The organism is Candidatus Rokuibacteriota bacterium (assembly GCA_016188005.1).
GTDB lineage: Bacteria > Methylomirabilota > Methylomirabilia > Rokubacteriales > CSP1-6 > UBA12499.
In genome coordinates this window covers 1-21,823 of sequence record JACPIQ010000049.1, presented here as the reverse complement: position 1 = coordinate 21,823, position 21,823 = coordinate 1, and the positions used below count along the sequence as shown (strand labels likewise).

The window sequence follows — 21,823 nt, the reverse complement described above, 5'->3', positions numbered from 1 at the left end:
CTTCTACCTGAAGGAGGGGCTCGTGCGCGCGGCAGTGGGCCTCAACCGCGGCGGCGACCCGGAAGACCCGAAGGTCGATGGCGAGCTGAAAGTCGCCGCGGACCTCATCCGCCGGCGTGTGCCCGTCGATCCCGCGCGGCTGGCGGACGAGGCCGTCGACCTCGGAGCCGCTCTTCGAGCACCGGCGCCCGCGGCATAGTTGGAGCTGTCGTTCAGCGACGGAGACCCTCCAGGGTCAGGGCCGGTCCGCCACCGCGTGCGGCGCGCGCTTGCGCAGCAGCAGCAGCGACACCACGAGGCCGACGATCATGACGATCAGGAGGGCGAGCTCGATCACGGCGTTCTGAAACGCCTCCTGCCCGCGCTCGAGCAGCTCCGACGACTCGGCCGTCAGCACGAGGACGCGCCGGGTCGCCGCGATGACACCGACGATGAGGAACGGGTCGGGGATGAGGGCGTGCTCGCGGAAGGAGACCTGCACGGTGTATAGCAGCTCGACGAAGATCAGGATCAACAGGATGCGGTCGAGGAGGGCGACCACGCGTGGCGCCAGCGTCCCGCCGCTCAGGTGCTGCACGAAGCCGATGCTGCCGTCGACGAGCAGCGCAAGGGCGCTTCCGGCGAGCAGGAGCGCCAGCCCGATGTAGACGACGTCCTCGACGCGCGCGAAGGCCAGCGTGATCCACTCGCGCATGGTCCGCCGCTCCCCCGCGCCGGGCTCGCGCTGCGGGTTCTTGAGCGCCCGGCCTCCCTCAGCCATCGCCCGGCCCGGCGTCCGCGGACGGCGCGCCGGCCGCCAGCCACGACTCGAACGACGGTGAGCTCTCGGCCAGCCGCCACTCCGCGAGGACCTGGAGAGCCATCGCGCGCATCCCGCCCTCGGCGCCCCCCAGCCCCGCGCAGCGGGCGAGGAGCCAGCCCTCGAAGATCTCGGGGTCGGGATCGTCGCGGACGGCGCCCTCGAGCAGCGCCCGCTTCATGGCGAGGCCGATGGCGTCCGGGGTCGTGTCGCGCTTGCGTCGGCGGCGCCGGCCCTCGGCGCCTTCGAGGGCGTCGAGGAGCGCCCGGCATATCGCTGCCGGCCGCGCCCCCGCCCTCACCGCCACCAGCCGCGCCTCCGGCCCCGGACCCCCGCCTGCACGGTCACGCCGAGGTGGTGCCCGGCGCCCGACGGGCGCAGATAGCCTTCCGCGAGGGCGCAGATGTCCCAGGCGACGGTCACCACGTCCTCCACCATGACCTCCGTCGGCGAGGACGCCGTGAGCGTCGCCTGCGTCTTGACGTACCCGCGACACTTGCCGCACGCGTCCACGCGGCGCGACTCCCGGCTGTCCTCGGACAGGAGCGAGCGGAGCGTCTCGTGATCGTCGTTGCCGCAGAACGGGCAGCGCAGCCAGTCCGTCGCCCAGCTGCTCCCGCAGCGGCCGCAGCGCAGGTGGCGCGCCCGCTCGAGGCCGCGCAGCTCCGCCAGCATCGGCCACGCCCCGCACACCGGACAGTAGCCCTCGCGCCACGCGACCGGGAGGCGCGTGGCCCAGGCGGCGCGGCAGGCGTGGAGCGCCGGCATCGCAAGCAGCGGCGCCACCGCCCGCAGCGCCGCCGCGTCGGCGCCGGCGTCGAGGGCGAGGTGCTTCAGCCGTCTCTCGTCGTCCTCGAGAGCCGCCTCCAGCAGATCGACGGCGTCGAGGCGCAGAGCAGCGGCGCCGAGCGTCGCCGCCGGCGTGCCGATCCCGACCGCGGCGCCGAGCAGCCGCCGCATCCAGCGCTTGGCGAGGCCGCCGTCCACGACCATCCTGACCCCGGCGAGCAACGGCGCTCCCGCGCGTGTCTCAGCCGGGCCGGCGCCGGGCACCACGTCGGCCCAGCCCGCTTGGACGGTCTCGCGCAGCGCCTCCTGCAGCAGCGCGATCCACCCGCGCGACCCGGCATGCTCCTGCGCCACCCGCGCGAGCCGGGCCGACTCAGACGCTGACGTCACGGTCAGCGCGCGGCCGGCGACGCCGCCGTCTCCGCGCGGCTCCGGGGCCGCGGCAGGAGCGACCCGCCCTCGGTCGGCGTGCGGTAGTAAGGGCGGGAGCCACCGTGAAGCTCCACGTCGCCCCGATTGCCGACGTCGGCGCCGGGCCCGCCCGCCCGCATGCGCGTGGCTTCCGGACTCGTGCAGCCGGCGGCGGCCGCGAGCGCAAGGACGGCGACGGCCACGCTCGCCCGGCGGCTCACACGACCTCCGTCGACATGACGATCACGACGCGGAGGAGGAAGCCGCCGAGGAGCACGAGCACGGCCGCCATGGTGGGCGTGAGCCCGCCGAGGCGGACCCGCCAGTGCAGGAGCAGGGGGACGAGGATGCCGAGCACGACGACGCCCAGCCCGAGGAGGACACCCCAGCCGTTCAGCCACAGGCGCGCCACCGAGCCGAGCGAGGCCACGAGCGCGGCCAGCACGACCAGCTCGAGGATGAGCGCCCACGCGTCGAAACGCTGGAGGGCGGCCAGGTCCGCCCGCGGCCAGCGCCGGCCGGAGCCCAGGAGCATCAGCACCGCCGCCGACGTGGAGGCCGCGGAGACCACGAAGACGAGCCCCAGCAGCGGGGTGTCCGCCCATACCGGCCGGTTGGTGACGGCGAGGAGGACGCCGGTGTAGCCGGAGAGGAACAGCCCGAACAGGCCGCCGAGGGCGACGGCCACGAGGCCGAGCGGGCCGGGCGGGCGCAGCACGCCGAACCGCTGCCAGCGTCCAGACCGCTCCTCCGCGAGAGCCGCCAGGAACGACAGCAACGAGAAGAAGCCGAAGCCCAGCAGCGCCCAGGCGCCGACCGACATCGGGGAGTACGCCTTGAACATCGGCTTCCACGTCGCGGACTGCACCAGCATGTGCCAGAAGCGATCGGGACGATTGAGGTCGAGGACCAGCAGGATTCCGCACACGATCACCGCGGGGAACGCCACGTAGTAGCCGAGGCGCGCGAGCGGCCGGTCCCCCGGGCGGCCGGCGCAGTCGATGAGGGCGGCAAGGAAGTAGGTGCCGCCGGCGATGCCTCCCACGAAGAAGTACAGCACGATGAGCCAGCGCCAGTGCGGGCCAGCCGTGAAGTACGTGCTAGGTATCGAGGCGTCCACCGGGCCCCTCCTCTCGCCCGCCCCGCATGCGGAAGCTCACGAGCCCCATGCGGCCGATCACCACGGCGCCGAGCATCGACCACAGCGATCCGGCCTTCAGGTTGCGGGTGGGCATCCGCGGATCGGGAGGCAGGCCGTAGACCTCGGGGCGATCGACGAGCAGGTAGAACGAGTTCAGTCCGCCCAGCATCCGCTCGTCGGCGCCGTACAGGTGCGCCCGCTTCTCCCCGGCCTGCTGGAGCTGGGCGACGCGCGCCTCCGCGCGCTTCCTCAGGCTGGCCACGGGGCCGAACTGGATCGAGTCCGTGGGGCAAGCCGTCGAGCACGCGGGCTCCATGCCCGCGCGCATCCGGTCGTAGCAGAGCGTGCACTTCTGCGCCGTCCCCGACACCGGGTTGATGTCGATGACGCCGAAGGGGCAGGCGGCGATGCAGTCGCGGCAGCCGTTGCAGACGTCGGACTGGATCACCACCGTGTCGAACTCGGTGCGGATGATCGCGCCCGTCGGGCAGACCTCGAGGCACCCGGCCCGCACACAGTGCTTGCAGACGTCGCTCATCATCAGCCAGCGGCCGTCCCGGCGGTCGAGGCTGAACTGCTCGATGAACTTCACGTGCCGCCAGTGGATACCGTCGAGGCGCCGGGTGTTGTCGTAGCTGTCGCCGCTCAGGGTGGTCACGCCGCCGTTGGTGGCGGGCAGCTGGTTCCACTCCTTGCACGCGACCTCGCACGCCTTGCAGCCGATGCAGACGGTCGTGTCCGTGTAGAACCCCATCGGCTCAGCCATCACGCCACTCCCTGCTGCGCGCGCGGTTCACGCCTTCTCCACGTTGCAGACGAAGGCCTTGCCCTCGTGGATCGAGACGTTCGGGTCGCCGACGAGCGCCGTCAGCTCGTTGCCGGCGTCGCCCGTGCTGAGCCCCTGGTAGCCCCAGTGCCACGGCATCCCGACCTGATGGACCGTCTGGCCGTTGATCGTGAACGGGCGCAAGCGGCGGGTGACGAGCGCCTTCGCGCGGACGGCGCCGCGCGGGCTCGTGATCTTCACCCAGTCGAGGTTGGCGATCTTCTTCTCGGCGGCCAGCTCGGGACTGAGCTCCACGAACACCTCGGGCTGGAGCTCGGTGAGCCACGGGTTCCAGCGGCTCATGGCGCCCGCGAGGTAGTGCTCGGTCAGACGGTAGGTCGTGATCACGTACGGGAAGCGCCCGTCGCCCTGCTGCGCGAGCTGGTTGTCGTCGCGCTTCCAGTACTTGTAGACGGGGCTCGCCTGCTGCTTGTAGAGGGGGTTCTTCACCGGCGACTCCGCCGGCTCGTAGTGCACGGGGAGCGGGCCGTCGACGAGCCCGCTGGGCACGAAGAGCCAGCCGCGGCCGTCGCTCTTCATGATGAAGGGATCGCTCCCCGACAGCGCGTCGAGGCCGATGGCGGTCGGGTTGGCCTTGGCCGTCGGCGCCTTCGTCGCCTGGAAGTCGGGGATGTCGACTCCGCCCCACTTCTGTCCGTCCCACCACACCCACTTCTTGCGCTCGCTCCACGGGCGCCCCTGCAGGTCGGCGGACGCGCGGTTGTACATGATGCGTCGGTTTGCGGGCCACGCGTAGCCCCAGCCCAGCTGGGCGCCCGGCTGGTCGGGCGGATCGGCCTTCCGGTTGGCCGCCCGGTTCTGGTCCGGCGCCGGGAAGACGCCGGAGTAGATCCAGGAGGCGCAGGTGGTGGAGCCATCGTCCTTCAGGTCGCCGAAGCCGGCCAGGTGCCGGCCCGGATCGCCCGTGTAGTAGCCGTTGATCTCGCGCAGGATCTTGTAGCTGTCGGGCTCGCCAGCCATGGGCGGCACCTCGCCGGCCTTCGGTGAGGCCCCGGCGTCGGGCTCGAAGTCCCACGTGAGGGCCTTGAATCCCACGTCGCGCGGCTCCGTGCTGCCCGCGTAGAGCTTCTTGAGGCGCAGCGCGAGCTGGTGCGTGAACCACATGTCCGAACGGCACTCGCCTGGCGGCTGCGCCGCCTTGTAGTGCCACTGGAGCATGCGCATCGTGTTGGTGAACGAGCCCTCGTACTCGGCGACCTGCGCGGACGGGAAGAAGAAGACCTCCGTCTTGATGTCGGCCGGCTTCACCTGGCCGCTCCGCACCTCCGGCGCGTTCTGCCAGAAGGCCGCCGTCTCCGTCACCCAGTTGTCCTTCACCACCAGCCACTCGAGCTTGCCGAGCCCCCTCCGCTCGGTGGCCGCGTTGATGGAGGTGGCAGGGTTCTGGCCGATGCACAACATGCCCTTCACCTTGCCGTCGTTCATGGCCACGAACATCGGCATGTGCGAGTGGTCTCCCACGATCTTCGGATGCCAGTCGTAGCCGAAGTCGTTCTCGCGCGTGGCGGCGTCGCCGTACATCGACTTCAGGTACGACACCATGAACTTCGGCGTGTTGGCCCAGTAACCGCGCGGGGTCGTCTCCGCGGCCAGCCAGTGCGCGAGGCTGTCATGCTTCTTGAGCACGCTCGGGTGCGACATGTAGCCGTGGATCGAGTGGTAGAGCGTCGGGACGTCGGTCGAGCCCTGGATGGACGCGTGGCCGCGCAGGGCCATGATCCCCGCCCCCGGCCGCCCGATGTTGCCGAGGAGGAGCTGCAGGAGCGCGCAGCAGCCGATCGTCTGGGGGCCGTTGGTGTGCTGCGTCCAGGCCACCGCATAGGCGAACGACGTCGTCCGGTCGCGGCCGGAGCCGGCGAGGATCGTCTCCGCCACCTTCAGGAAGATGTCCTTCGGGCAGCCGGTGGCCTGCTCGACCATCTCCGGCGTGTAGCGGGCGAAGTGGCGCTTGACGATCTGGAACACCGTCCCCGGATGCCGGAGCGTGTCGTCGCGCTGGGGCGGCGGCTTCAGGAGCGAACGAACGAGCGGTTCGAACGGCGGACCGGAGAGCGGCTTCTTCTCCCCTGTCGGCGCCGTCGCCTGACCCGCGCTCGGGCCTCGCTTCGCGATGTCGTGATCGCCGGCGGCCTGCTCGCCCGACTGCTTCGTGGCCGCCTGCCAGCCGCGCGCGTCGGCCTGCGTGCCCGCGTACTGCCACGTCTCGCCGCTGTACTGCCCGAGGAACCCGTTGTACGGCCACGCCTTGGACTTCTCGTCGTACTGCATGAGCCCGGAGAAGACGCCGTCGAGGTCCTCGGTGTCCTTGAAGCGGTCGTTGATGATGACGGGCGCGTTCGTGTAGTTGACCACGAACTCCCTGAAGAAGGGGTCGGTGTTCCAGCGCTCGCTGTTCAGCGCGTAGTTCACGAGTCCACCCAGGAAGGCGACGTCCGAGCCGGCGCGGATCGGCGCGTAGATGTCGGCCATCGCGCTCGTGCGGGTGAAGCGGGGATCCACGTGGATGATCTTGGCGCCCCTGGACTTCGCCACCATGGGCCAGCGGAAGGCCACCGGGTGGCACTCCGCCATGTTCGAGCCCTGGATGACCACGCAGTCGGAATCGGCCATGCTCCGGTAGAAGAGGGTGGCGGCGCCACGGCCGAACCGTGTCCCCAGTCCGGGGACGCTGGAGCTGTGTCAGATCCTGGCCTGGTTCTCGATGGCGACGATGCCGAGCCCGCGCATGAGCTTCTGCTGGATGTGGTTCCACTCGTTGTCGAGGGTGGCGCCACCCAGCGAGAAGAGGGCCGTCGTGGAGTTCACGGGCGTGCCGTTCTCGAGCCGCTCGACGAACGTCTCGTCGCGCGTCTTCTTGATGAGTTCGGCCACCCGCTCCATCGCGCGCTCGAGGTCCCACACCTCCCAGTCCGTCGCTCCCGGCGCCCGGTGCAGCACGCGAGTGGGGCGGTTCGGATTGACGTGAAGCTGGTAGATCGCGGCGCCCTTCGGGCACAGCGTCCCCTCGTTGTGCGGGCTACGGGGATCGCCCTCGATGTTGACGATCTTCCCGTCGATCGTGTGCACGAGCGTGGCGCAGCCGACCGAGCAATAGGGACATACGCTGGGGACCGCCTTGGCGTTCTTGATCCGCAGCTCCTCGGCCCGCGCCATGACGGGGGCCAGGCTGGCGCCGAGCCCGGTCAGGCCGCCGAGGGCGGTGCCCGTCACGACGCCCCCCGACCAGCTCAGGAAGTCCCGCCGCGAGAGGTGCATGGCCTACTCCCCTTCCGGCAGACGTTATGGCCTCGCCTCGGACGCCCGCCGCCCCAGCCGAAGCGGCGCGAGTCGTTCCTACGCACCGGACCGCTTCGGAATCCTGGCGCCCGCCCGCCTCGCCTCGCTCAAGCCGATCGCCACAGCCTGTCGCGGCGTGCGGACGTGGGCCCCCGAGCTCGACCGGAGCTGACCCCGCTTGTACTCACCGATGACCGCCTTCATCTTCCGCGCCACGATCCGATCGGTCCGGGACGGCCCGGCCCGCCGCCTCCGGCTGCGTCGCGGCCGGGCCACCTACTTCCCTCCCGCCGGCGCAGGGCTACTGCTCCGCGGCTCGTAGCTCAGATCGTTCCTCACGGCGCGGACGCCCGGCACGTCGCTCAGAACCTCCGATGCCCGCGAGCTCAGCGCGAGGCTCTTCACCTCACCCGTCAGCGTCACGATGCCGGAGTCGACGCGCGCGTCGATCTTCGCGCTCTTGAGCTGGCGGTCCTCCTTCAAGCGCCGCTTGACCATGCTCGTGATCGCCTTGTCGTCGGTATCGACCTTCGGGCGGTTCCCCGGGGACACGACCTGGAGCTGGTTGTGCACGTCCTTCACGTGCTCCACGCGCTTGGTCACCTCGGATGCCGCCGCCTTGGCCTCCTCCGAAGACCGTTCCACCCTTGGTCTCGACGCTGATCTGACGCCCCTTGACCCGCTCGTCGGCGAAGAGCGCGATCTTCGTCTTGGAGGTCACCCAGGAATCGGTGACCTTCGTCTTGCCCTCTCGGGCCATGCTCTTGACCTTGCTGCCGGCCTCGTCGGCCTTCTGCCCCAGTCGCTCGGTCGTGCTCGGCTTGTCGGTGGTACTCTGCGCCAGCGTGTACGCCGGCGCACCGGCCAGCATCACCGCGGCCAGCGCGACGCTCGTGGCAATCCGGCAACGCATTGTCGTCCTCCTTCCACCTTTCGGTTGATGTCGACTCGGAATGCGGCAGAACTTCCCGCACACCGCGTCACTCTTGCACCGCCCACGGGCTCAGAAACGCCGGGGCGGCGGCGGAGGCGGGGGCACCGCCGCGGTCCCGGCCGGGATCCATACCCAGTAGTAGGGCGTGGCCACGCCATCGCCGTAGAGTTGGTAGCGCCCCTCCCGGTGCGCGACCCCTGGACGCGGAGGCGGGGGCGGGGCCGGCGGCGAGGTGCCGGCCGGGATCCACGCCCAGTAGTAGGGCGTGGCCGCGCCGTCGCCGTACAACTGATACCGGCCTTCCGGATACGTGACCGTGTTGGGCGCGCCGACCGTGGCAGTCGCCACCGGCTCCGACTGAACCGCACAGCCCGCCAGCAACGCGCCGGTGATCGCAAGTGGGATCAGTAGGTAGGGCACGTTTCGGATTCGGCTGCGCATACCTGTCCCCTCCTTCGCTTCTACGCCCTCGACCTGATTGAGCTGGAGGCCGCGGGAGTCCGCTCCCCGCGGCCTCCAGCTCTCTATGCGTCCGGTCCCACCGGGTCCGGACGCTTCTTTTCCGCTCCTGCGGCCACCATGGCCTGTTCTCCCCTCCCGCGCTGCGTGCTGCCGTCGATGCCGCACAAGTTGCCAGGGCCGTGCCAGTCCGCAGCCCGAGAGGCACCTGAGCTAAGCAGTCGGAAATACAGTGAGCGGCCACCCCTGGCCCCGCGGCACGCGATCGAGAACGGAAGGAGCTACCGTGTAAGAAACACCTGTCGCCCAGCCTCGTGGAGCACCCGGCATCGTGATTCTGGCCGTTCACTTGGTCAGCCACTTGGTGAGCGCTCGGAACTCGACAGCCGACGACATTCGATGGCCCCACACGTGGTCAGGCGTGGATCGGGTGGGCGCCGACCTGCTCCGCGCAGTGGGCACAGCAAAAGATCTTCCCCTTCGCCGCCACCCCGTGGCCGATGACCCGGCATCCGCAGTGCTCGCAGGCCGGGGACATCGCGTGGATCGCGCACTCGAAGCAGTCGTAGGTGCCGGTCATGCCCCGGAGTCGGATCTCCATCGCCTGGTCGTAGTCGTTGCCGCACACGTCACAGCGTGCCATACGAAGTCCTCCAATCGGTTACACGTTTCGGTTACACGTTCGGGGGCGCAGCGCTGATGTCGGCAAGCACCGAACGGCGGTCCCGCTCGACCGCCACATCTCCGATGGAGACGATCCCGACCACCTGTCCGGTTTCCTCCACCACCGGCAAGCGTCGGATGGCCTTCTCCCGCATCAGCCGCACGGCGGATCCGACGCTTTCGGTCGGTCGGACCGTCGAGAGCACCCGGCTGCAGATGTCGCCCACCGCCGTGGCGTGCGGATCGGCGCCTTCGGCCAGCGCGCGCACCACAATGTCACGGTCGGTCAGGATGCCGACGAGCCGGTTGCCCTCCACCACGATCACGTCGCCGATATCGCTCCCCCGCATCAGTTGCGCGGCCTCCATCACCGACGCGCTGGCGGGCATGGTCAGCGGGTTCGGGGTCATCACGTCCCGTATGCTGTCAGTCATGGCATCCCTCCGTCATGGCGTTCCCATGCTTTCGACCTCAGCATCACGCATCAAGAAAGTTGCATCGGTCATGCCGGGGGCAGCCATGTCGTCGGCATGGTTGGAAAATCAACCGTTTCCTGCAGTATCGGGACGACCCGCCCCACGCGCCTCGCGAGGGACCAGAAGTTCTTACCTGGTAAGGCGGTAGCTCTTTCAGTGCTCCATCGGCGAAGCGCCTCCCTGGCATTGTCCAGCAAGCCCTGCAGCGGGCCTCGGGCCCCAGGTTCCGTCACGCGCGAGGCGTGGCACTTCTCTTGCTGGGCCCAGTCTCATCGAATGCCGGCACCGTGAACTCAGGTGCCCTCACAAGGAGGAGTCACATGCTTCGCTTCATGGTGGGCCTGATCGCAGGCAGTCTGGCAGTGTGGATCTGGGGGGAGGATATACGCACGTACGCGGACCGGAGAACCCGCCATCTCAGGATCAAGGCGGCTGACCGGCTCCGCACCGTCCAGGAGGTGACCGAGAGCGCGCTCGACACAGCGAAGGAGCAGATCAGCGCCGGTCTCGAGAGCGGGCAGGAAGCGATCCGCCCCCCCAAGGGCAAGATCCGCGCTGCCCGGTGACTCGCCGGGTCCTGCTGGGAGGCCTTCATGGAGATGATCCTCGGCTCCTACCCGTCGTGGTCGTTGCTCATCGTCCGAGTCGTGCTCGGCATCATCTTCTTCGCCCACGGCGCCCAGAAGGTCTTCGGCTGGTTCGGCGGCGGCGGGCTGAAGGGCACGATCGGGTACTTCAAGCAGTCATTGGGCATTCCGGCTGGGGCGACGGTGATCGCCGCGTTCACCGAGTGCTTCGGCGGGCTGGCCGTACTGGTGGGCTTCCTCGCCCGCCCGGCCGCCCTCGGTCTCGTCATCGTCATGCTGGTAGCCATCGCCACGGTGCACTGGAAGAACGGCTTCTTCCTCCAGTCCGGCCAGCCGGGCAAGGGTCCCGGCTTCGAGTTCAATCTGGCGCTGATCGGCATGGCGCTGGCGGTGCTCGTGGGAGGAGCGGGCCGGTTCTCGGTGGACCGGCTGATCCGTCCCTGGTAATCGGATCCCCGTCACCCTGCCTTCTTCCCCTTCCGAGGGAAAGGGATCCGGTCCCCTTCCGTTCCAGTGAGAGGGTCGGGGTGAGGGTTGACCGTATAAGTCTTACGGCCAGTTCTTACGCGGTCTGCACGCGTCGGTCCCCCCAACAGTCGGAGTTTTCGCTGAATTACGCGCGCTCCGGCCGCTCGTGGGCGTGGCACCTGCCTTGCTCCCTGGTGAGATGGCAGTTGCACCAGCCCTTTCAGCTGCGCGGCCGGCCCAGTGCTGTCGTGGAGCCGGTGCGGCGAGAGCAGAGGAGGAGACTGTGATGGATCAGAAGCCCGGTGTCGACCAGGAGCGCGACAGGAACAAGCACGGCAGGCAGGGAAAGCGATCCCAGCAGGGGAAGCAGTCGCAGGAGCGGCCGGGGCCTCACGAGGGCGGGCACGACCCCGAGAAGAAGGGCCAGGGTCAGCCGATGCCGGACGACGGCGAGCGGAGCGACAAGGAGGCCGGCGCCGGTCGGCCCGTGCAGCTCGACGAGGAGTCGGAGCGCCATCAGCGGGGTGGGGAATCGCCGGCCAAGTAGGTAGGGCGCCAGCCCGACGGCAACGGGGGTCCCCTCCCCGCTGCTCACCGCCCAGGCTGGCGCAAGGCCGTGAGCCGTGACGGCCAGGGTCGGCGACCCATATGACCGGAGGCCCGCACACGAGGGAGGGACCATGAGCTATAGGGTGCAGGACCGAATCAAGCCGAAGGCCCTCCAGGGCATCTCGGATGAGCAGATCCGCCAGCACTGGGCGCTCTACGAGGGCTATGTCAAGAACGTCAACGGTCTCATCGAGGACCTGGAGCGCGCCGAAATCGGCTCGCGCTCGTGGGCCGAGCTGAAGCGCCGCGCCGGCTTCGAGTTCAACGGCATGGCGCTCCACGAGTACTACTTCGGGAGCCTCGCCCCGGGCTCGCAGCTGAGCGCCCAGAGCGGCCTGGCCAGCGAGCTGGTGGAGTCGTGGGGACGGGTCGAGGTCTGGCGGCAGGACTTCGCCAAGACCGGCGCCATGCGGGGCGTCGGCTGGGCCATCCTCTACCGGGACCCGATGGGCAACCGCCTGTTCAACTGGTGGATCGGCGATCACGAGCTGAACCACCCCGCCGGATGCCACCCGATCCTCGTCCTCGACGTGTTCGAACATGCCTGGATGGTGGACTATGGCGCGGGCGGCCGGGACGAGTACATCAAGGCGTTTCTCGACAACGTGTGCTGGGAGGTCGTCGAGCAGCGCCACAAGGATAGCAGGGCGGGGCACACGCCCGCGCGCTTCTAGGGACATGAACGCGAAGGCGATCCAGGACGGCCCGGAAACGACCTTCGCGCTGGTCTTCGACGATGGCGAAGAGGTCATGTCGGGGCTGCAGGCGTTCGCCCAGGAGCACGGCGTGACCGGCGCGCACTTCACGGCGATCGGTGCGTTCCGCGAGGCCGTGCTCGGGTTCTTCGACCTCAAGCGCAAGGCCTACGACAAGATCGCGATCCCCGAGCAGGTGGAAGTGCTGGCGCTGGCCGGCAACGTCGCGCTGCACGAGGGAAAGCCGAAAGTCCATGCCCACGCGGTGGTGGGAAAGCGGGACGGGACGGCGCATGGCGGGCATCTCCTGCGCGCCCATGTCCGGCCCACGCTCGAGGTGGTGCTCGTGGAATTGTCCCGCCGCCTACAGCGCCGGACGGACCCAAAGACCGGCCTGCCCCTGCTCGATCTATGAAGGCCACGAGCAACGAGGTGTCTATGGCAACTGTTCGACAGCGTGACATCGCCAAGCAGAATATCAAGAAGGCTCAGGCACGGTGGCGGACGATGACCACCCGCCAGCGCTCCATCGCACAGCCTGAGGGCCGTACACGCAAGAAGCCCGGGAGCACCGGCAGGGGAGCTTACTACCATATTGAAGTCCGACCGAAAGGAGAGTTCATCGCCTTCCGAAATCAGGATGTGGGCACGCGTGGACACATCCAGCGAGTGGCCGGCAAGCGGTCGAGCGGCTCCTGGGCCACGGTCAAGTGGCTGGTTGCCAAAGAGGACGCCCACATCAAGGACGGTGGGCTCATCCCGGATACACGGGATGCCAGGACAGTTCTCGAAGGGCTCGGCTCGAAGCCGGCGCATCTGCGGGGCGACAGGTTCGAGGCCAAGCCGCGGCCGAACGTCCCCGAGGATGCCAAGCCGACGCCAGCTCAACGACGGGCGCGCCGGGATAACATCAAGAAAGCTCAGGCGGCTCGCCATCGGAGGTGACGTCATGGTTCAGCGCAAGACGTTCCAGGCCTACAGGAACTGCGACATCGCCATTGCGACGGAGCAGATGAAGGATGGCAAGTGGGCGGTAGTGGCCACCGTCAGGCACTCCACCGGGACCGCCCAACTGAACATCGACCTGCCGGTACAGGACCAGCGGTTCGACAGCGAGGCGGATGCCGAGACCCATGGCGTCCGGATGGCGAGGGAGTGGATCGAACAGAACATGCCGAAGGTGGCGTGAACCCCGACGTGACTCACGGACGGCATGGACCATCGCTACGATCTCGTGGTCGTCGGAACAGGGGTGACGTCGGCGGTGGCGTCGCGGTGCCGCGAAGCGGGCTGGACCGTGGCGGTGGTGGACTCACGGCCGTTCGGGGGCACGTGCGCGCTCCGGGGCTGCGTTCCGAAGAAGATGCTGGTCAGCGCGGCCGAGTCGGTTCACGCCGCACGCGGCCTCGCGGACAAAGGCGTGCCGGCCGGCACGCTGACGATCGAATGGGGCCCGCTGATGCGGTTCAAGCGCTCAGTGGTCGATCCGACGCCGCAGCGCACCGAGCAGGCGTGGGCGAAGATGGGCATCGAGCAGTTCCATGGTCGGGCTCGTTTCGTGGGCCCGGCGTCGCTGGCGGTCGGCGATGACCGGCTGATCGGGCAGCGCGTCCTCATCGCGGCGGGTGCCATGCCGGTGCCGCTCACGTTCCCCGGCGCCGAACGGCTCGCGACGAGCGAAGAGTTCCTGAACCTCGATCGGCTGCCGCCCCGTATCGTGTTCGTCGGGGGCGGCTACATCGCGTTCGAGTTTGCCCATATCGCCGCCCGTGCCGGGGTGCGCGCGACGATCCTGCACCGAGGCGCCCGGCCCCTCGGGGGCTTTGACCCGGACCTCGTCGACCTGCTGGTCAAGCGCACCCGGGAAGTCGGCATCCGCGTGGAGGTCGACACGGAGGTCCTCGGCATCGAAGCGCTCGGTGCCGGCCTCGTCGTGCATGGCGCTCAGCGCGGCCAGGACTGCCGCTTCGAGGCGGACATCGCCGTCCACAGCGCGGGCCGAGTGCCCGAGATCGACGACCTGGCCCTCGAGACGGCGGGCATCCAGCGCGAGAAGCGCGGCGTCACCGTGAACGAATTCCTGCAGAGCGTGTCGAACCATCTCGTGTACGCGGGCGGCGACGCCGCCGCCAGCGGGCCGCCACTCACGCCCAAGGCCGACCACGACGTCGCGGTGCTCGTCACGAACCTGCTGGAGGGCAACCGGCGGGTGCCGAACTACCAGGGTATCGCGTCGGCCGTCTTCAGCGTCCCTCCGCTGGCGTCGGCCGGGCTCACCGAGGCGGCCGCACGCGCCGCTGGGCGGCGTTTTCGCACGAGCTGGAAGGACAGTTCGGCCTGGTTCAACACGCGCCGGGTCGGGGAAACCACATCGGGCTTCAAGGTGCTGATCGAGGAGCAGACCGACCGCATCATCGGCGCTCACCTGCTCGGTCCCCACGCCGATGAGATGATCAACGTGTTTGCCGTCGCCATTCGCCTTGGAATTCCGGCGCGCGACTTGAAGCAGACGCTGTTCGCCTATCCGACGCACGGCTCAGACATCCGATTCATGCTCTGAAGAGCCCGGGGGACGCTCGCCGCTGGCCGCGCGAGGGCCGGCCACGGCTGCCGACGAGGTGATTGTGGCCTTGCTCTAGACCTGACGGTCAGCCCGCCGCCGGCGGGCTCGCGCTGCCCGGCAGCCGCGCCACCACTCCCGGATCTCGCTCACGTGATCTCGCTCGTGACTCCAGCCCGGCGCGGGAAGCCACTCCACCACGGAATACGCGTGAGAGCGGTCGCGCAGGGAGTCCGTGGGCAGGCGTTCGAACGACCGCACGAGATCGGCGTGCACCCTCGCCATCCGGCGGAGCAGCGGGCGAACCCCGAGCCGGCGCAGCCGGGCGGCCGACCGCGCGTTGAAACGATCGGCGTCGGCCATGCTCTCGAACCAGTGGATGCGGTCGCCCCGGCCCCGCTCGATGAGCCGGAAGCGGCGCACGGTCTCCTCGTCGCAGCTCAGGAAATGCGCGAGCATGTCCTTGACGGACCAGCGGTCCAGGGTGCGGGGCCGCAAGATCTCGCGCTCGGGCAGCCGCGCGAGGAACGCCAGCGTCGAGCGGCGAGTCGCCGTCATGCGCCGGAGGGCCTGGCGGCGCCAAGCCGTGAGCGATCCAGACCCCAGGGTTGCCATCACCACCTGACGCTAGACGAGGCGGGACGGCCCGTCAACCGCGCGCGAGCGGCTCCGCGCCGGCTCCCGCCTTGACGCCGCGATCGGCGGCGGACTAGGATGCCTTCGAGCCGTGCCTTCGGCGTCGGATAGCATGATCCCGAAAGGCGTGAGAGGCTAGCGGCATGGTGGCGAAGGACAAGATGATCGCACCGCGCTATCAGGATATCGCGCCAGAGAAGATCCCCGAGGTGGCGCTGGCCACCGGCGCGCGGGCCCGCGTGATCGCCGGTGACACGGGCGGCGTTCGTGGACCGGTAGAGGGCGTCGGGACCCAGCCGACATATCTCGACGTTCGGATGGAGCCCCGCGCCCGGTTCTCCCTGGCGCTGGCGCCCGGCCACAACGCCTTCGCATACGTCTATGAGGGCCGCGTCGCGATCGGTGGCGCCGCCGCGCAGGAGATGGCCGCAGGGAAGCTCGCCGTCCTGAGCGACGGCTCAGAGCTGTCGGCCACGACCGGCGAGGCGCCAGGGCGGTTTCTCCTGCTCGCAGCGCGCCCGCTGGGCGAGCCCGTCGCGCGGTATGGCCTCTTCGTCATGAACACCCGCGAAGAGATCGCGCAGGCTGTAGAGGACTACCAGCGCGGGGCGTTCCTGGCCTGAAGCCCGCGATGGTCGAGGTCACGCGCGAGGACGTGGCGGGCGCCCCGCGCGCATGATTGCTCTCCGCGACGTCACCAAGACGTTCGGTACCCGCGTGGCGGTGGATCACGTCTCGCTGGCCCTCGAGGCCGGCACGACACGGATCCTCCTCGGCTCGAGCGGGTGCGGCAAATCCACCATCCTCCGCCTCGTGCTCGGACTGCTCTCGCCGGACGCCGGCGAGATCCTCGTGGACGGCGTCGCCGTCTCCAGAGACACGCGCCGCGATACTCTCCGCAGCATGGGCTACGTCGTGCAGGAGGCCGCGCTCTATCCGCACATGACGGCGGCGGAGAACGCGACGCTGCCCGCGCGCGCCGAGGGCTGGACGCCGGCGCGCATGGCGGCGCGCCTGGCCTCGCTGGCCGACCTCGTCGGCCTCGAGCAAGGCCTGCTCGACCACTACCCGGCCGAGCTCAGCGGTGGCCAGCGCCAGCGCGCGGGCCTCATTCGCGCCCTCATGCTCGACCCGCCCGTGCTGCTGCTCGACGAGCCGCTCGGCGCGCTCGATCCCATCTCGCGCGCGGAGCTCCAGGCCCACCTCGTGCGCGTCTTTCGCGAGCTGCGGAAGACCGTGCTCCTCGTCACCCATGACGTGCGCGAGGCATTCGTGTTCGGCTCCACCATCACCCTGCTGAACCAGGGCCGCGTCGTGCAGGAAGGCACCTTCGGCGATCTCGCGCGACGACCGGCCGATCCCTACGTCGCCGAGTTCCTGCGCGCGCAGGCTCCCCCGCCCGCCATGACGGCGGTGCTCTAGCATGCTGAGTCGGAAGTCCCTCCGCCTGACGCGGAGGGTGGGGCCGGGCCGCTCTCACCGGAACCGTGGCTTCTGCGTGTCGCTGTGGCAGGGGACCGTACTCTCGTGGCCCGTGAGGGGCAGGCACAGGGGGCTGCAACGCAGCGTGTTCCGGGGGGAGCGGCCCGGCCCTACCCGGCGAATTGTCCGCCTCACGATGGCGTCGGGGCGTGGGTGTGGCCGCCTGGCCGCGGTGGTCGTCGTCGCCATGGCGGTGCTCGCCGGGACCGCCGAGGGTAGCGCGACGCCGGTCCGCGTGGGCTCCAAGTCGTTCACCGAGAGCTACGTCATCGCGGAGATCGCGGCACGGATCGCCGAGCAGGTCGGCGAAGCGCCGGTGGAGCGCCGGTTCGGGCTGGGCGGGACGGGCATCGTCTACGGCGCGCTGGCCAGCGGCGATATCGACGTCTACCTCGAATACACCGGCACGATCAGCCGCGCCATCCTGAATGATCCATCGGTGACCGATCTGCCGGCGCTGCGCGCGCGGATGCGGCCGCGCGGCCTGGTCATTAGCGAGCCGCTCGGCTTCGCCAACACGTACGCGCTGGCCGTGCGCCGCGACACGGCGGCACGGCTGGGCCTGCGGGCCATCAGCGATCTCGGCCGGCATCCGGGCTTGACGGCCGCGTTCGATCCCGGCTTCCTCGACCGCGACGACGGCTGGCCGGGTCTCCAGCGCCACTACGGCCTCCGTCTGGCCGCCGTTCGCGGCATGGAGCACGCGCTCACCTACCCGGCGCTGACCAGTCGCCGGGTGGACGTGATCGACGTCTTCTCGACCGACGGCCAGCTCGCGCGCGCCGAGCTCGTCGTGCTCGCCGACGACCGCCGCTTCTTCCCCGACTACGCGGCCGTGCTGCTGGCGCGCGCGTCCCTGGCCGACCGCCTGCCCAGGACCTGGGCCGCGCTCGAGCGGCGCCTCGGGGGACGGATCGACAACGCCACCATGGCCCGGCTCAACGCCGAAGTGGAGCTGGATCGGCGCACGTTTGCTCAGGCTGCTGCCGCGTTTCTGGGCGAGCGCGACGTCGCGGGCGCCGGCACGGCGCGCCGCCACCTGGCCCGCGATCTCGTGACGCTGACGGCCGAGCATCTGGTCCTCGTCGGCGCCTCACTGGCCGTGGCCGTCGCCCTCGGGCTCCCGCTCGGACTCCTCGCCGCCCGCCACCGCCTCTTCGGCCAGATCGAGCTGATGGGGATCGGCGTGCTGCAGACGATCCCCGCGCTCGCGCTGCTGGCCTTCATGATCCCGCTGTTCGGCATCGGCCGGGTGCCGGCGCTCGTCGCCCTGTGTCTCTACGCGCTCCTGCCCATCGTCCGCAACACCTGTGCGGGGGTCAGCAGTCTCGACCGCCAGCTCCTCGACATGGCGGCGGTGATGCGCCTGAACGGCTGGCAGCGGCTGGCGTGGATCGAGCTGCCGCTGGCGGCGGTGACGATCATGGCGGGCATCAAGACCGCGGCCGTGCTCACGGTGGGGACGGCGACGCTGGCGGCGTTCATCGGCGGCGGCGGGTACGGCACGCTCATCGTCACCGGGCTGGCGCTCAACGACGTGCCGACGATCCTGGCCGGCGCGGTGCCGGCGGCGCTGATGGCCCTGGCGATCCACGTCGCCTTCGAGGCGCTCGACCGCCTGGTGGTGCCTCGACCGCTTCGTGGATCTCCCGGCACAGCGCGATAGCATCACCGGCGTAGCCGGGAAACCAGGCGGCCATCCACTCCGGCCGCTCGAAGAACGCCAGCGGCGGCCCTCCCGCGCGGCGGATCGCACCGCGGTGAACGAGGCCGCTGGCGTTGATGAACGAGACGTCCTCGAGGATCCGCCCTGGCGCCAGGACGCCGGCCGTGACCGGCGCGACACGGGCCACGGCCTCCACGCTTTCAGCGACGCCGCGCAGGCAGAAGGCGTGGACCCGACGCGCGGGACGGGGCGTCAGCGCGGCCAGCACCGCGCACATCGTGAGCCCGGAGAAGATCGTATCGTCCACCACCGCCACCGAGTCCCCGTCCGCGATCGCGCCGAGCTGGGACGCGAGCGGCGCCGGACCGGCCAGTGCATAGCCGCCCGCGTCGTCCTCCTCCCGCCACACATCCACGCGCTCGATCGCGGGAAACCACCCCGTGCGCGCGTGGACCTCGGTCGCCACACGGGTGCCGGCCTGGCCGACGCCGATGGCCACCGCGAACGGTGCATGCGCGCCTCGCGCGACCAGCGCCTCGACCTGCCCCTCGAGCGTCAGGAGAACGACGCGCGGATCCTGGCGGAGCAGGGCCAGCAGGGCCCCCCCGAGCTGTTGCGCGCGGGACCCGTCGCCGTGCGCGTGGAGCTCCTCCGAGAGGTCGTCGTGGACGTAGAGCCTGCGCGGGACCGGGGTGGCCCTCACGCGCGCTCCCCGGGGCGGGCGATCGCGAGGCCGAAGCGGCCCTCCGGATCGGTTCGCCAGTCGTCCAGGGCGAGGCCGGCCTCGCGCAGCATCACGGCGACGGACTCGCGCGTGAACTTGTACGAGCTCTCCGTCCAGATCCCATCGCCTGCCTCGAAGTCGAGCCCCAGCCCGAGGGCCTTGAGGTGGACGCGCTGGGGCTCGGCGGCGAGCAGATGCATCTCGATCCGGCTCATCTCCATGTTGTAGAAGCTGTGATGTCGCCAGGCCCCGGGGACGAAGTCGCCATCCACGGCCCGGTTCACGACGCGAAGGATGTTGCGGTTGAACTCGCGGGTGACGCCGGCGGCGTCATCGTACGCCGCCTCCAGCACCCGCCGGTCCTTGACGAGGTCCACGCCCAGCAAGAACCGGCCGTCGGAGCCAAGGAGTCGCCGCACCTGGGCCAGCAGCGCGCGCCTGGCGGGCGGATCGAAGTTGCCGATCGTGCTCCCGAGGAAGAGCACGAGACGGCGGCCCGCGGGCAGGGGCAGGCACCCGAGGTGGCGCTCGAAGTCGGCGACGACCGCGTGCAGGTGCATCCCGGGATACTCGTCGGCGAGCGCGCCGACCGCCTGGGCGAGGCTTTCGCGGCCGACGTCCATCGCGACGTAGCGCACGCCGCGGCCGTCCTCCAGCGCGTCGAGCAGCCAGCGGACCTTGCGGCAGGAACCGGGCCCCAGCTCCACGATGTCGCGCGGGTCGAGCCGGCGGACGAGGTCCCCGACGCCGTCGCGCAGGATGGCGGCCTCGGCCCGCGTCAGGTAGTACTCGGGCAGCTCCGTGATCCGCTCGAAGAGAGCGGAGCCGGCCTCATCGTAGAAGTACTTGGGCGGCAGTCGTCGCGGGCGCGCGGTGAGTCCCCGCCCGATGTCCTCCGCCATGCGGGTGAGGAATCTCGCTTCGTCGGCATGCACGTCGAGCAGGCAGCCCATGACCCCTCCTCAGAGCGCCGCCGTGCGAAACCCGGCGACGATGTTGCGCCGCTGGCGCATGTAGAAGTTCCGCCACGTGCCGCGGATGAGCCGCGACCGCGTGGTCCAGCCGCCGCCGCGCAGCACTTTCTTCTGACCGAAGTAGGGCTGCGAGTACTCCTTGTATGGATCGCACTCGAAGCCGGGGTACGGCTGGAACGTGTCGGCCACCCACTCCCAGACGTTGCCGATCATCTGCCGGCAGCCGACGGGGCTGTCACCGTCAGGCAGCGCGCGCACGTCGACGGTGCCACCGGCGCGGAAGTCGAGATTCGCGCGCTCGGGCGTCGGCGGCTCGTCGCCCCACGGGAACCGGCGCTTGCGGCCGGTCGCCGGCTCGAGCGTGGCGGCCATCTCCCACTCGGCCTCCGTGGGCAGCCGGCGTCCCGCCCACCGGCAGTAGGCCTGGGCCTCGTACCAGTTCACGTGCACGACCGGATGCCACGGGTCGAGCGGCAGCGTGGCATCGAAGCGCCGCTCCCACCAGCGCCCGTCATGGCCGCGGACCCAGAACAGCGGGTGCTCGGTCCCCTCCCGGCGGCGCCACTCCCAGCCGCGCCGCTCCCAGATCGGCCGCCGCCGGTATCCGCCGTCCTCCACGAACTGCTGGAACTCCGCGTTCGTCACCGGGATGGACGAGATGCGGAACGGCGCGACCTCGACGGGATGCGCCCACTTCTCGTTGTCGAAGACGAAAGGCTCGTCGGGTGTCGCCCCGAGGGCGAAGGCGCCACCCGGGACAGCGACGTCACGGGGGCGGTAGGCAGGATCCAGCGGTGGCCGGCCGGCCCCGGGATCGAAGCGGGCCAGGCGCGGGCGCGCGTAGCCGAGGGTATGCAGGATGAGGGTGAGGTTCTCGGTGTGCATGTCCTCGTGGAGCGCGGCGAGGGTGTAGAAGTATGCCGCCTCCGCGCTCGGCTCGCGGGAGTCGAGCCGGGCCACGCACCGATCCAGCACCGCGGAGATGTACTCGAACGATTGCCGCCGTGACGGGTAGCGATGGTCCCAGCGCTGCGTATACGGCACGTTGAACGCATCGTAGATGGCGTCGGAGCCCGGGAGCAGCGACGCGCGGCCGTCGAGGTGACGCAAGATCCAGTACTCCTGGAACCAGCCGACGTGTCCCATCTCCCAGATCGGCGGTTCGAGGAAATGGGCCCGGGTGCCGAGCATCTGCGCATCCGCGAGGTCGTCGAGCAGCTGGAGCTCGACGCTTCGCGCATCCAACAGCGCGTCGAGCAGGGAAGCAGCCGTCGGGTGCCCTCGAGGGTTGGTCATGTGGCGTGAGCCCGATGTTGAGCCCTAGTGTACCGCCGGCCCCAAGCCCGTGGGCGCTTGCAACGACCTTCTCCTCGATCATGGGAGCCGGCTGGCCGCGCCGGCTTGACGCCTCTCCGAGCCCGGCGCACCATCAGTGCAGGACGAGATCAAGGTGCAGGACGACACCAGTCTCGCCCGCGCCGTGAGATGGATGACGGGCTTCGTGATCGTGAGGAAGGAGGGCAAGATGCCCCAGGACATCGACCGGGAGGGGGTCCACAGGCTCGCCCGGGAAGGCGCTCAGATCGTCGAGGTCCTTCCGGCCAAGGAGTTCGAAGAGGATCATCTC

The 21,823-nt window shown here is 70.0% G+C and carries 29 protein-coding genes; 14 read left to right on the top strand and 15 right to left on the bottom strand.

The window, feature by feature from the left end; genetic code table 11:
• Positions 1–22 precede the first annotated feature (22 nt).
• Complete coding sequence (locus HYV93_09760) at positions 23–199, top strand: hypothetical protein (GenBank protein ID MBI2526255.1); 177 nt, start codon at positions 23–25, stop codon at positions 197–199.
• Between the two features lie 36 nt (positions 200–235).
• Here the strand turns inward: HYV93_09760 and HYV93_09755 are convergent, their stop codons facing one another.
• The 9 genes from HYV93_09755 to HYV93_09715 form a co-directional block, all read right to left on the bottom strand.
• Complete coding sequence (locus HYV93_09755) at positions 236–694, bottom strand: hypothetical protein (protein ID MBI2526254.1); 459 nt, start codon at positions 692–694, stop codon at positions 236–238.
• 58 nt (positions 695–752) lie between these two features.
• Positions 753–1,109: a hypothetical protein gene (locus HYV93_09750; protein ID MBI2526253.1), complete on the bottom strand. Its 357-nt coding sequence runs from the start codon at positions 1,107–1,109 to the stop codon at positions 753–755.
• The gene (locus tag HYV93_09745) at positions 1,097–1,978 is read right to left on the bottom strand and encodes a formate dehydrogenase accessory protein FdhE (protein ID MBI2526252.1); all 882 of its coding nucleotides are present in this window, start codon (positions 1,976–1,978) and stop codon (positions 1,097–1,099) included. The genes HYV93_09750 and HYV93_09745 overlap by 13 nt, the downstream gene beginning before the upstream one ends.
• A gap of 2 nt (positions 1,979–1,980) precedes the next feature.
• Positions 1,981–2,220, bottom strand: a complete 240-nt coding sequence (locus tag HYV93_09740; GenBank protein ID MBI2526251.1) for a hypothetical protein — start codon at positions 2,218–2,220, stop codon at positions 1,981–1,983.
• On the bottom strand, positions 2,217–3,107 hold the full coding sequence (gene nrfD / locus HYV93_09735) for a polysulfide reductase NrfD (protein MBI2526250.1): 891 nt from the start codon (positions 3,105–3,107) through the stop codon (positions 2,217–2,219). Before nrfD ends, HYV93_09740 begins: the two co-directional genes overlap by 4 nt.
• A complete protein-coding gene (locus HYV93_09730; protein MBI2526249.1) occupies positions 3,100–3,906 on the bottom strand; it encodes a 4Fe-4S dicluster domain-containing protein in 807 nt (268 codons plus the stop codon). The genes nrfD and HYV93_09730 overlap by 8 nt, the downstream gene beginning before the upstream one ends.
• A 27-nt stretch (positions 3,907–3,933) precedes the next feature.
• Positions 3,934–6,597: a molybdopterin-dependent oxidoreductase gene (locus HYV93_09725; GenBank protein ID MBI2526248.1), complete on the bottom strand. Its 2,664-nt coding sequence runs from the start codon at positions 6,595–6,597 to the stop codon at positions 3,934–3,936.
• Between the two features lie 69 nt (positions 6,598–6,666).
• Positions 6,667–7,242: a twin-arginine translocation signal domain-containing protein gene (locus HYV93_09720; GenBank protein ID MBI2526247.1), complete on the bottom strand. Its 576-nt coding sequence runs from the start codon at positions 7,240–7,242 to the stop codon at positions 6,667–6,669.
• Positions 7,243–7,539: 297 nt separating this feature from the next.
• Positions 7,540–7,908, bottom strand: a complete 369-nt coding sequence (locus HYV93_09715) for a BON domain-containing protein (protein ID MBI2526246.1) — start codon at positions 7,906–7,908, stop codon at positions 7,540–7,542.
• Between the two features lie 29 nt (positions 7,909–7,937).
• Between HYV93_09715 and HYV93_09710 the strand changes: the two genes are divergently transcribed.
• Positions 7,938–8,204, top strand: a complete 267-nt coding sequence (locus HYV93_09710) for a hypothetical protein (protein ID MBI2526245.1) — start codon at positions 7,938–7,940, stop codon at positions 8,202–8,204.
• Between the two features lie 62 nt (positions 8,205–8,266).
• On the opposite strand, the gene HYV93_09705 is transcribed toward HYV93_09710, so the two are convergent.
• From HYV93_09705 to HYV93_09695, 3 genes are all read right to left on the bottom strand, one after another.
• On the bottom strand, positions 8,267–8,638 hold the full coding sequence (locus HYV93_09705; protein MBI2526244.1) for a hypothetical protein: 372 nt from the start codon (positions 8,636–8,638) through the stop codon (positions 8,267–8,269).
• A gap of 433 nt (positions 8,639–9,071) precedes the next feature.
• Positions 9,072–9,299 carry a hypothetical protein gene (locus HYV93_09700; protein MBI2526243.1) on the bottom strand — a complete coding sequence of 76 codons (228 nt, stop codon included), beginning with the start codon at positions 9,297–9,299 and terminating at the stop codon, positions 9,072–9,074.
• A 31-nt stretch (positions 9,300–9,330) separates the two neighbouring features.
• The gene (locus tag HYV93_09695) at positions 9,331–9,753 is read right to left on the bottom strand and encodes a CBS domain-containing protein (protein MBI2526242.1); all 423 of its coding nucleotides are present in this window, start codon (positions 9,751–9,753) and stop codon (positions 9,331–9,333) included.
• A 362-nt stretch (positions 9,754–10,115) separates the two neighbouring features.
• Between HYV93_09695 and HYV93_09690 the strand changes: the two genes are divergently transcribed.
• From HYV93_09690 to HYV93_09655, 8 genes are all read left to right on the top strand, one after another.
• Positions 10,116–10,361, top strand: a complete 246-nt coding sequence (locus HYV93_09690) for a hypothetical protein (protein MBI2526241.1) — start codon at positions 10,116–10,118, stop codon at positions 10,359–10,361.
• A gap of 27 nt (positions 10,362–10,388) precedes the next feature.
• On the top strand, positions 10,389–10,829 hold the full coding sequence (locus HYV93_09685; protein ID MBI2526240.1) for a DoxX family protein: 441 nt from the start codon (positions 10,389–10,391) through the stop codon (positions 10,827–10,829).
• Positions 10,830–11,136: 307 nt separating this feature from the next.
• A complete protein-coding gene (locus tag HYV93_09680; GenBank protein MBI2526239.1) occupies positions 11,137–11,397 on the top strand; it encodes a hypothetical protein in 261 nt (86 codons plus the stop codon).
• Positions 11,398–11,530: 133 nt separating this feature from the next.
• Positions 11,531–12,133, top strand: a complete 603-nt coding sequence (locus tag HYV93_09675) for a superoxide dismutase (protein ID MBI2526238.1) — start codon at positions 11,531–11,533, stop codon at positions 12,131–12,133.
• A 4-nt stretch (positions 12,134–12,137) separates the two neighbouring features.
• Positions 12,138–12,569 carry a DNA-binding protein gene (locus HYV93_09670; protein ID MBI2526237.1) on the top strand — a complete coding sequence of 144 codons (432 nt, stop codon included), beginning with the start codon at positions 12,138–12,140 and terminating at the stop codon, positions 12,567–12,569.
• A 23-nt stretch (positions 12,570–12,592) separates the two neighbouring features.
• Positions 12,593–13,099, top strand: coding sequence for a hypothetical protein (locus HYV93_09665; GenBank protein MBI2526236.1), 507 nt, complete (start codon positions 12,593–12,595; stop codon positions 13,097–13,099).
• A 4-nt stretch (positions 13,100–13,103) separates the two neighbouring features.
• Positions 13,104–13,343, top strand: a complete 240-nt coding sequence (locus HYV93_09660) for a hypothetical protein (protein MBI2526235.1) — start codon at positions 13,104–13,106, stop codon at positions 13,341–13,343.
• Between the two features lie 24 nt (positions 13,344–13,367).
• The gene (locus HYV93_09655; GenBank protein ID MBI2526234.1) at positions 13,368–14,714 is read left to right on the top strand and encodes an NAD(P)/FAD-dependent oxidoreductase; all 1,347 of its coding nucleotides are present in this window, start codon (positions 13,368–13,370) and stop codon (positions 14,712–14,714) included.
• 75 nt (positions 14,715–14,789) lie between these two features.
• Here the strand turns inward: HYV93_09655 and HYV93_09650 are convergent, their stop codons facing one another.
• On the bottom strand, positions 14,790–15,272 hold the full coding sequence (locus tag HYV93_09650; protein ID MBI2526233.1) for a DinB family protein: 483 nt from the start codon (positions 15,270–15,272) through the stop codon (positions 14,790–14,792).
• Between the two features lie 221 nt (positions 15,273–15,493).
• Here HYV93_09650 and HYV93_09645 point away from each other — a divergent pair, with 221 nt between their 5' ends.
• The 3 genes from HYV93_09645 to HYV93_09635 all read left to right on the top strand — a co-directional run bounded on the left by HYV93_09645 (position 15,494) and on the right by HYV93_09635 (position 18,498).
• Positions 15,494–15,973, top strand: coding sequence for a pirin family protein (locus HYV93_09645; protein MBI2526232.1), 480 nt, complete (start codon positions 15,494–15,496; stop codon positions 15,971–15,973).
• Between the two features lie 52 nt (positions 15,974–16,025).
• Positions 16,026–16,772 (top strand): ATP-binding cassette domain-containing protein, encoded by a 747-nt coding sequence (locus HYV93_09640; protein ID MBI2526231.1) that lies wholly within the window; start codon positions 16,026–16,028, stop codon positions 16,770–16,772.
• A 247-nt stretch (positions 16,773–17,019) separates the two neighbouring features.
• Positions 17,020–18,498, top strand: a complete 1,479-nt coding sequence (locus HYV93_09635; protein ID MBI2526230.1) for an ABC transporter permease subunit — start codon at positions 17,020–17,022, stop codon at positions 18,496–18,498.
• Positions 18,499–19,197: 699 nt separating this feature from the next.
• On the opposite strand, the gene egtD is transcribed toward HYV93_09635, so the two are convergent.
• Together egtD and egtB are read right to left on the bottom strand one after the other, a co-directional pair.
• Complete coding sequence (gene egtD / locus HYV93_09630; GenBank protein MBI2526229.1) at positions 19,198–20,175, bottom strand: L-histidine N(alpha)-methyltransferase; 978 nt, start codon at positions 20,173–20,175, stop codon at positions 19,198–19,200.
• Positions 20,176–20,184: 9 nt separating this feature from the next.
• The gene (gene egtB, locus HYV93_09625) at positions 20,185–21,492 is read right to left on the bottom strand and encodes an ergothioneine biosynthesis protein EgtB (protein ID MBI2526228.1); all 1,308 of its coding nucleotides are present in this window, start codon (positions 21,490–21,492) and stop codon (positions 20,185–20,187) included.
• Between the two features lie 136 nt (positions 21,493–21,628).
• On the opposite strand from egtB, the gene HYV93_09620 reads away from it, so the two are divergent.
• A partial coding sequence (locus HYV93_09620) for a hypothetical protein (protein MBI2526227.1) occupies positions 21,629–21,823 on the top strand: 195 nt, incomplete at its 3' end.

What these genes read in the sequence shown, in the direction of transcription:
- HYV93_09725 (MBI2526248.1), bottom strand. Translation starts at nt 6,597, where the DNA reads ATGGCCGATTCCGACTGCGTGGTCATCCAGGGCTCGAACATGGCGGAG.
- HYV93_09695 (MBI2526242.1), bottom strand. Translation starts at nt 9,753, where the DNA reads ATGACTGACAGCATACGGGACGTGATGACCCCGAACCCGCTGACCATG.
- HYV93_09640 (MBI2526231.1), top strand. Translation starts at nt 16,026, where the DNA reads ATGATTGCTCTCCGCGACGTCACCAAGACGTTCGGTACCCGCGTGGCG.
- HYV93_09730 (MBI2526249.1), bottom strand. Translation starts at nt 3,906, where the DNA reads ATGGCTGAGCCGATGGGGTTCTACACGGACACGACCGTCTGCATCGGC.
- HYV93_09705 (MBI2526244.1), bottom strand. Translation starts at nt 8,638, where the DNA reads ATGCGCAGCCGAATCCGAAACGTGCCCTACCTACTGATCCCACTTGCG.
- HYV93_09665 (MBI2526236.1), top strand. Translation starts at nt 12,593, where the DNA reads ATGGCAACTGTTCGACAGCGTGACATCGCCAAGCAGAATATCAAGAAG.
- HYV93_09700 (MBI2526243.1), bottom strand. Translation starts at nt 9,299, where the DNA reads ATGGCACGCTGTGACGTGTGCGGCAACGACTACGACCAGGCGATGGAG.
- HYV93_09635 (MBI2526230.1), top strand. Translation starts at nt 17,020, where the DNA reads ATGGCGGTGCTCGCCGGGACCGCCGAGGGTAGCGCGACGCCGGTCCGC.
- HYV93_09670 (MBI2526237.1), top strand. Translation starts at nt 12,138, where the DNA reads ATGAACGCGAAGGCGATCCAGGACGGCCCGGAAACGACCTTCGCGCTG.
- HYV93_09720 (MBI2526247.1), bottom strand. Translation starts at nt 7,242, where the DNA reads ATGCACCTCTCGCGGCGGGACTTCCTGAGCTGGTCGGGGGGCGTCGTG.
- HYV93_09650 (MBI2526233.1), bottom strand. Translation starts at nt 15,272, where the DNA reads ATGACGGCGACTCGCCGCTCGACGCTGGCGTTCCTCGCGCGGCTGCCC.
- HYV93_09685 (MBI2526240.1), top strand. Translation starts at nt 10,389, where the DNA reads ATGGAGATGATCCTCGGCTCCTACCCGTCGTGGTCGTTGCTCATCGTC.
- HYV93_09655 (MBI2526234.1), top strand. Translation starts at nt 13,368, where the DNA reads ATGGACCATCGCTACGATCTCGTGGTCGTCGGAACAGGGGTGACGTCG.
- HYV93_09680 (MBI2526239.1), top strand. Translation starts at nt 11,137, where the DNA reads ATGGATCAGAAGCCCGGTGTCGACCAGGAGCGCGACAGGAACAAGCAC.
- HYV93_09645 (MBI2526232.1), top strand. Translation starts at nt 15,494, where the DNA reads ATGGTGGCGAAGGACAAGATGATCGCACCGCGCTATCAGGATATCGCG.
- HYV93_09675 (MBI2526238.1), top strand. Translation starts at nt 11,531, where the DNA reads ATGAGCTATAGGGTGCAGGACCGAATCAAGCCGAAGGCCCTCCAGGGC.
- egtB (MBI2526228.1), bottom strand. Translation starts at nt 21,492, where the DNA reads ATGACCAACCCTCGAGGGCACCCGACGGCTGCTTCCCTGCTCGACGCG.
- HYV93_09660 (MBI2526235.1), top strand. Translation starts at nt 13,104, where the DNA reads ATGGTTCAGCGCAAGACGTTCCAGGCCTACAGGAACTGCGACATCGCC.
- HYV93_09755 (MBI2526254.1), bottom strand. Translation starts at nt 694, where the DNA reads ATGCGCGAGTGGATCACGCTGGCCTTCGCGCGCGTCGAGGACGTCGTC.
- egtD (MBI2526229.1), bottom strand. Translation starts at nt 20,175, where the DNA reads ATGGGCTGCCTGCTCGACGTGCATGCCGACGAAGCGAGATTCCTCACC.
- HYV93_09690 (MBI2526241.1), top strand. Translation starts at nt 10,116, where the DNA reads ATGCTTCGCTTCATGGTGGGCCTGATCGCAGGCAGTCTGGCAGTGTGG.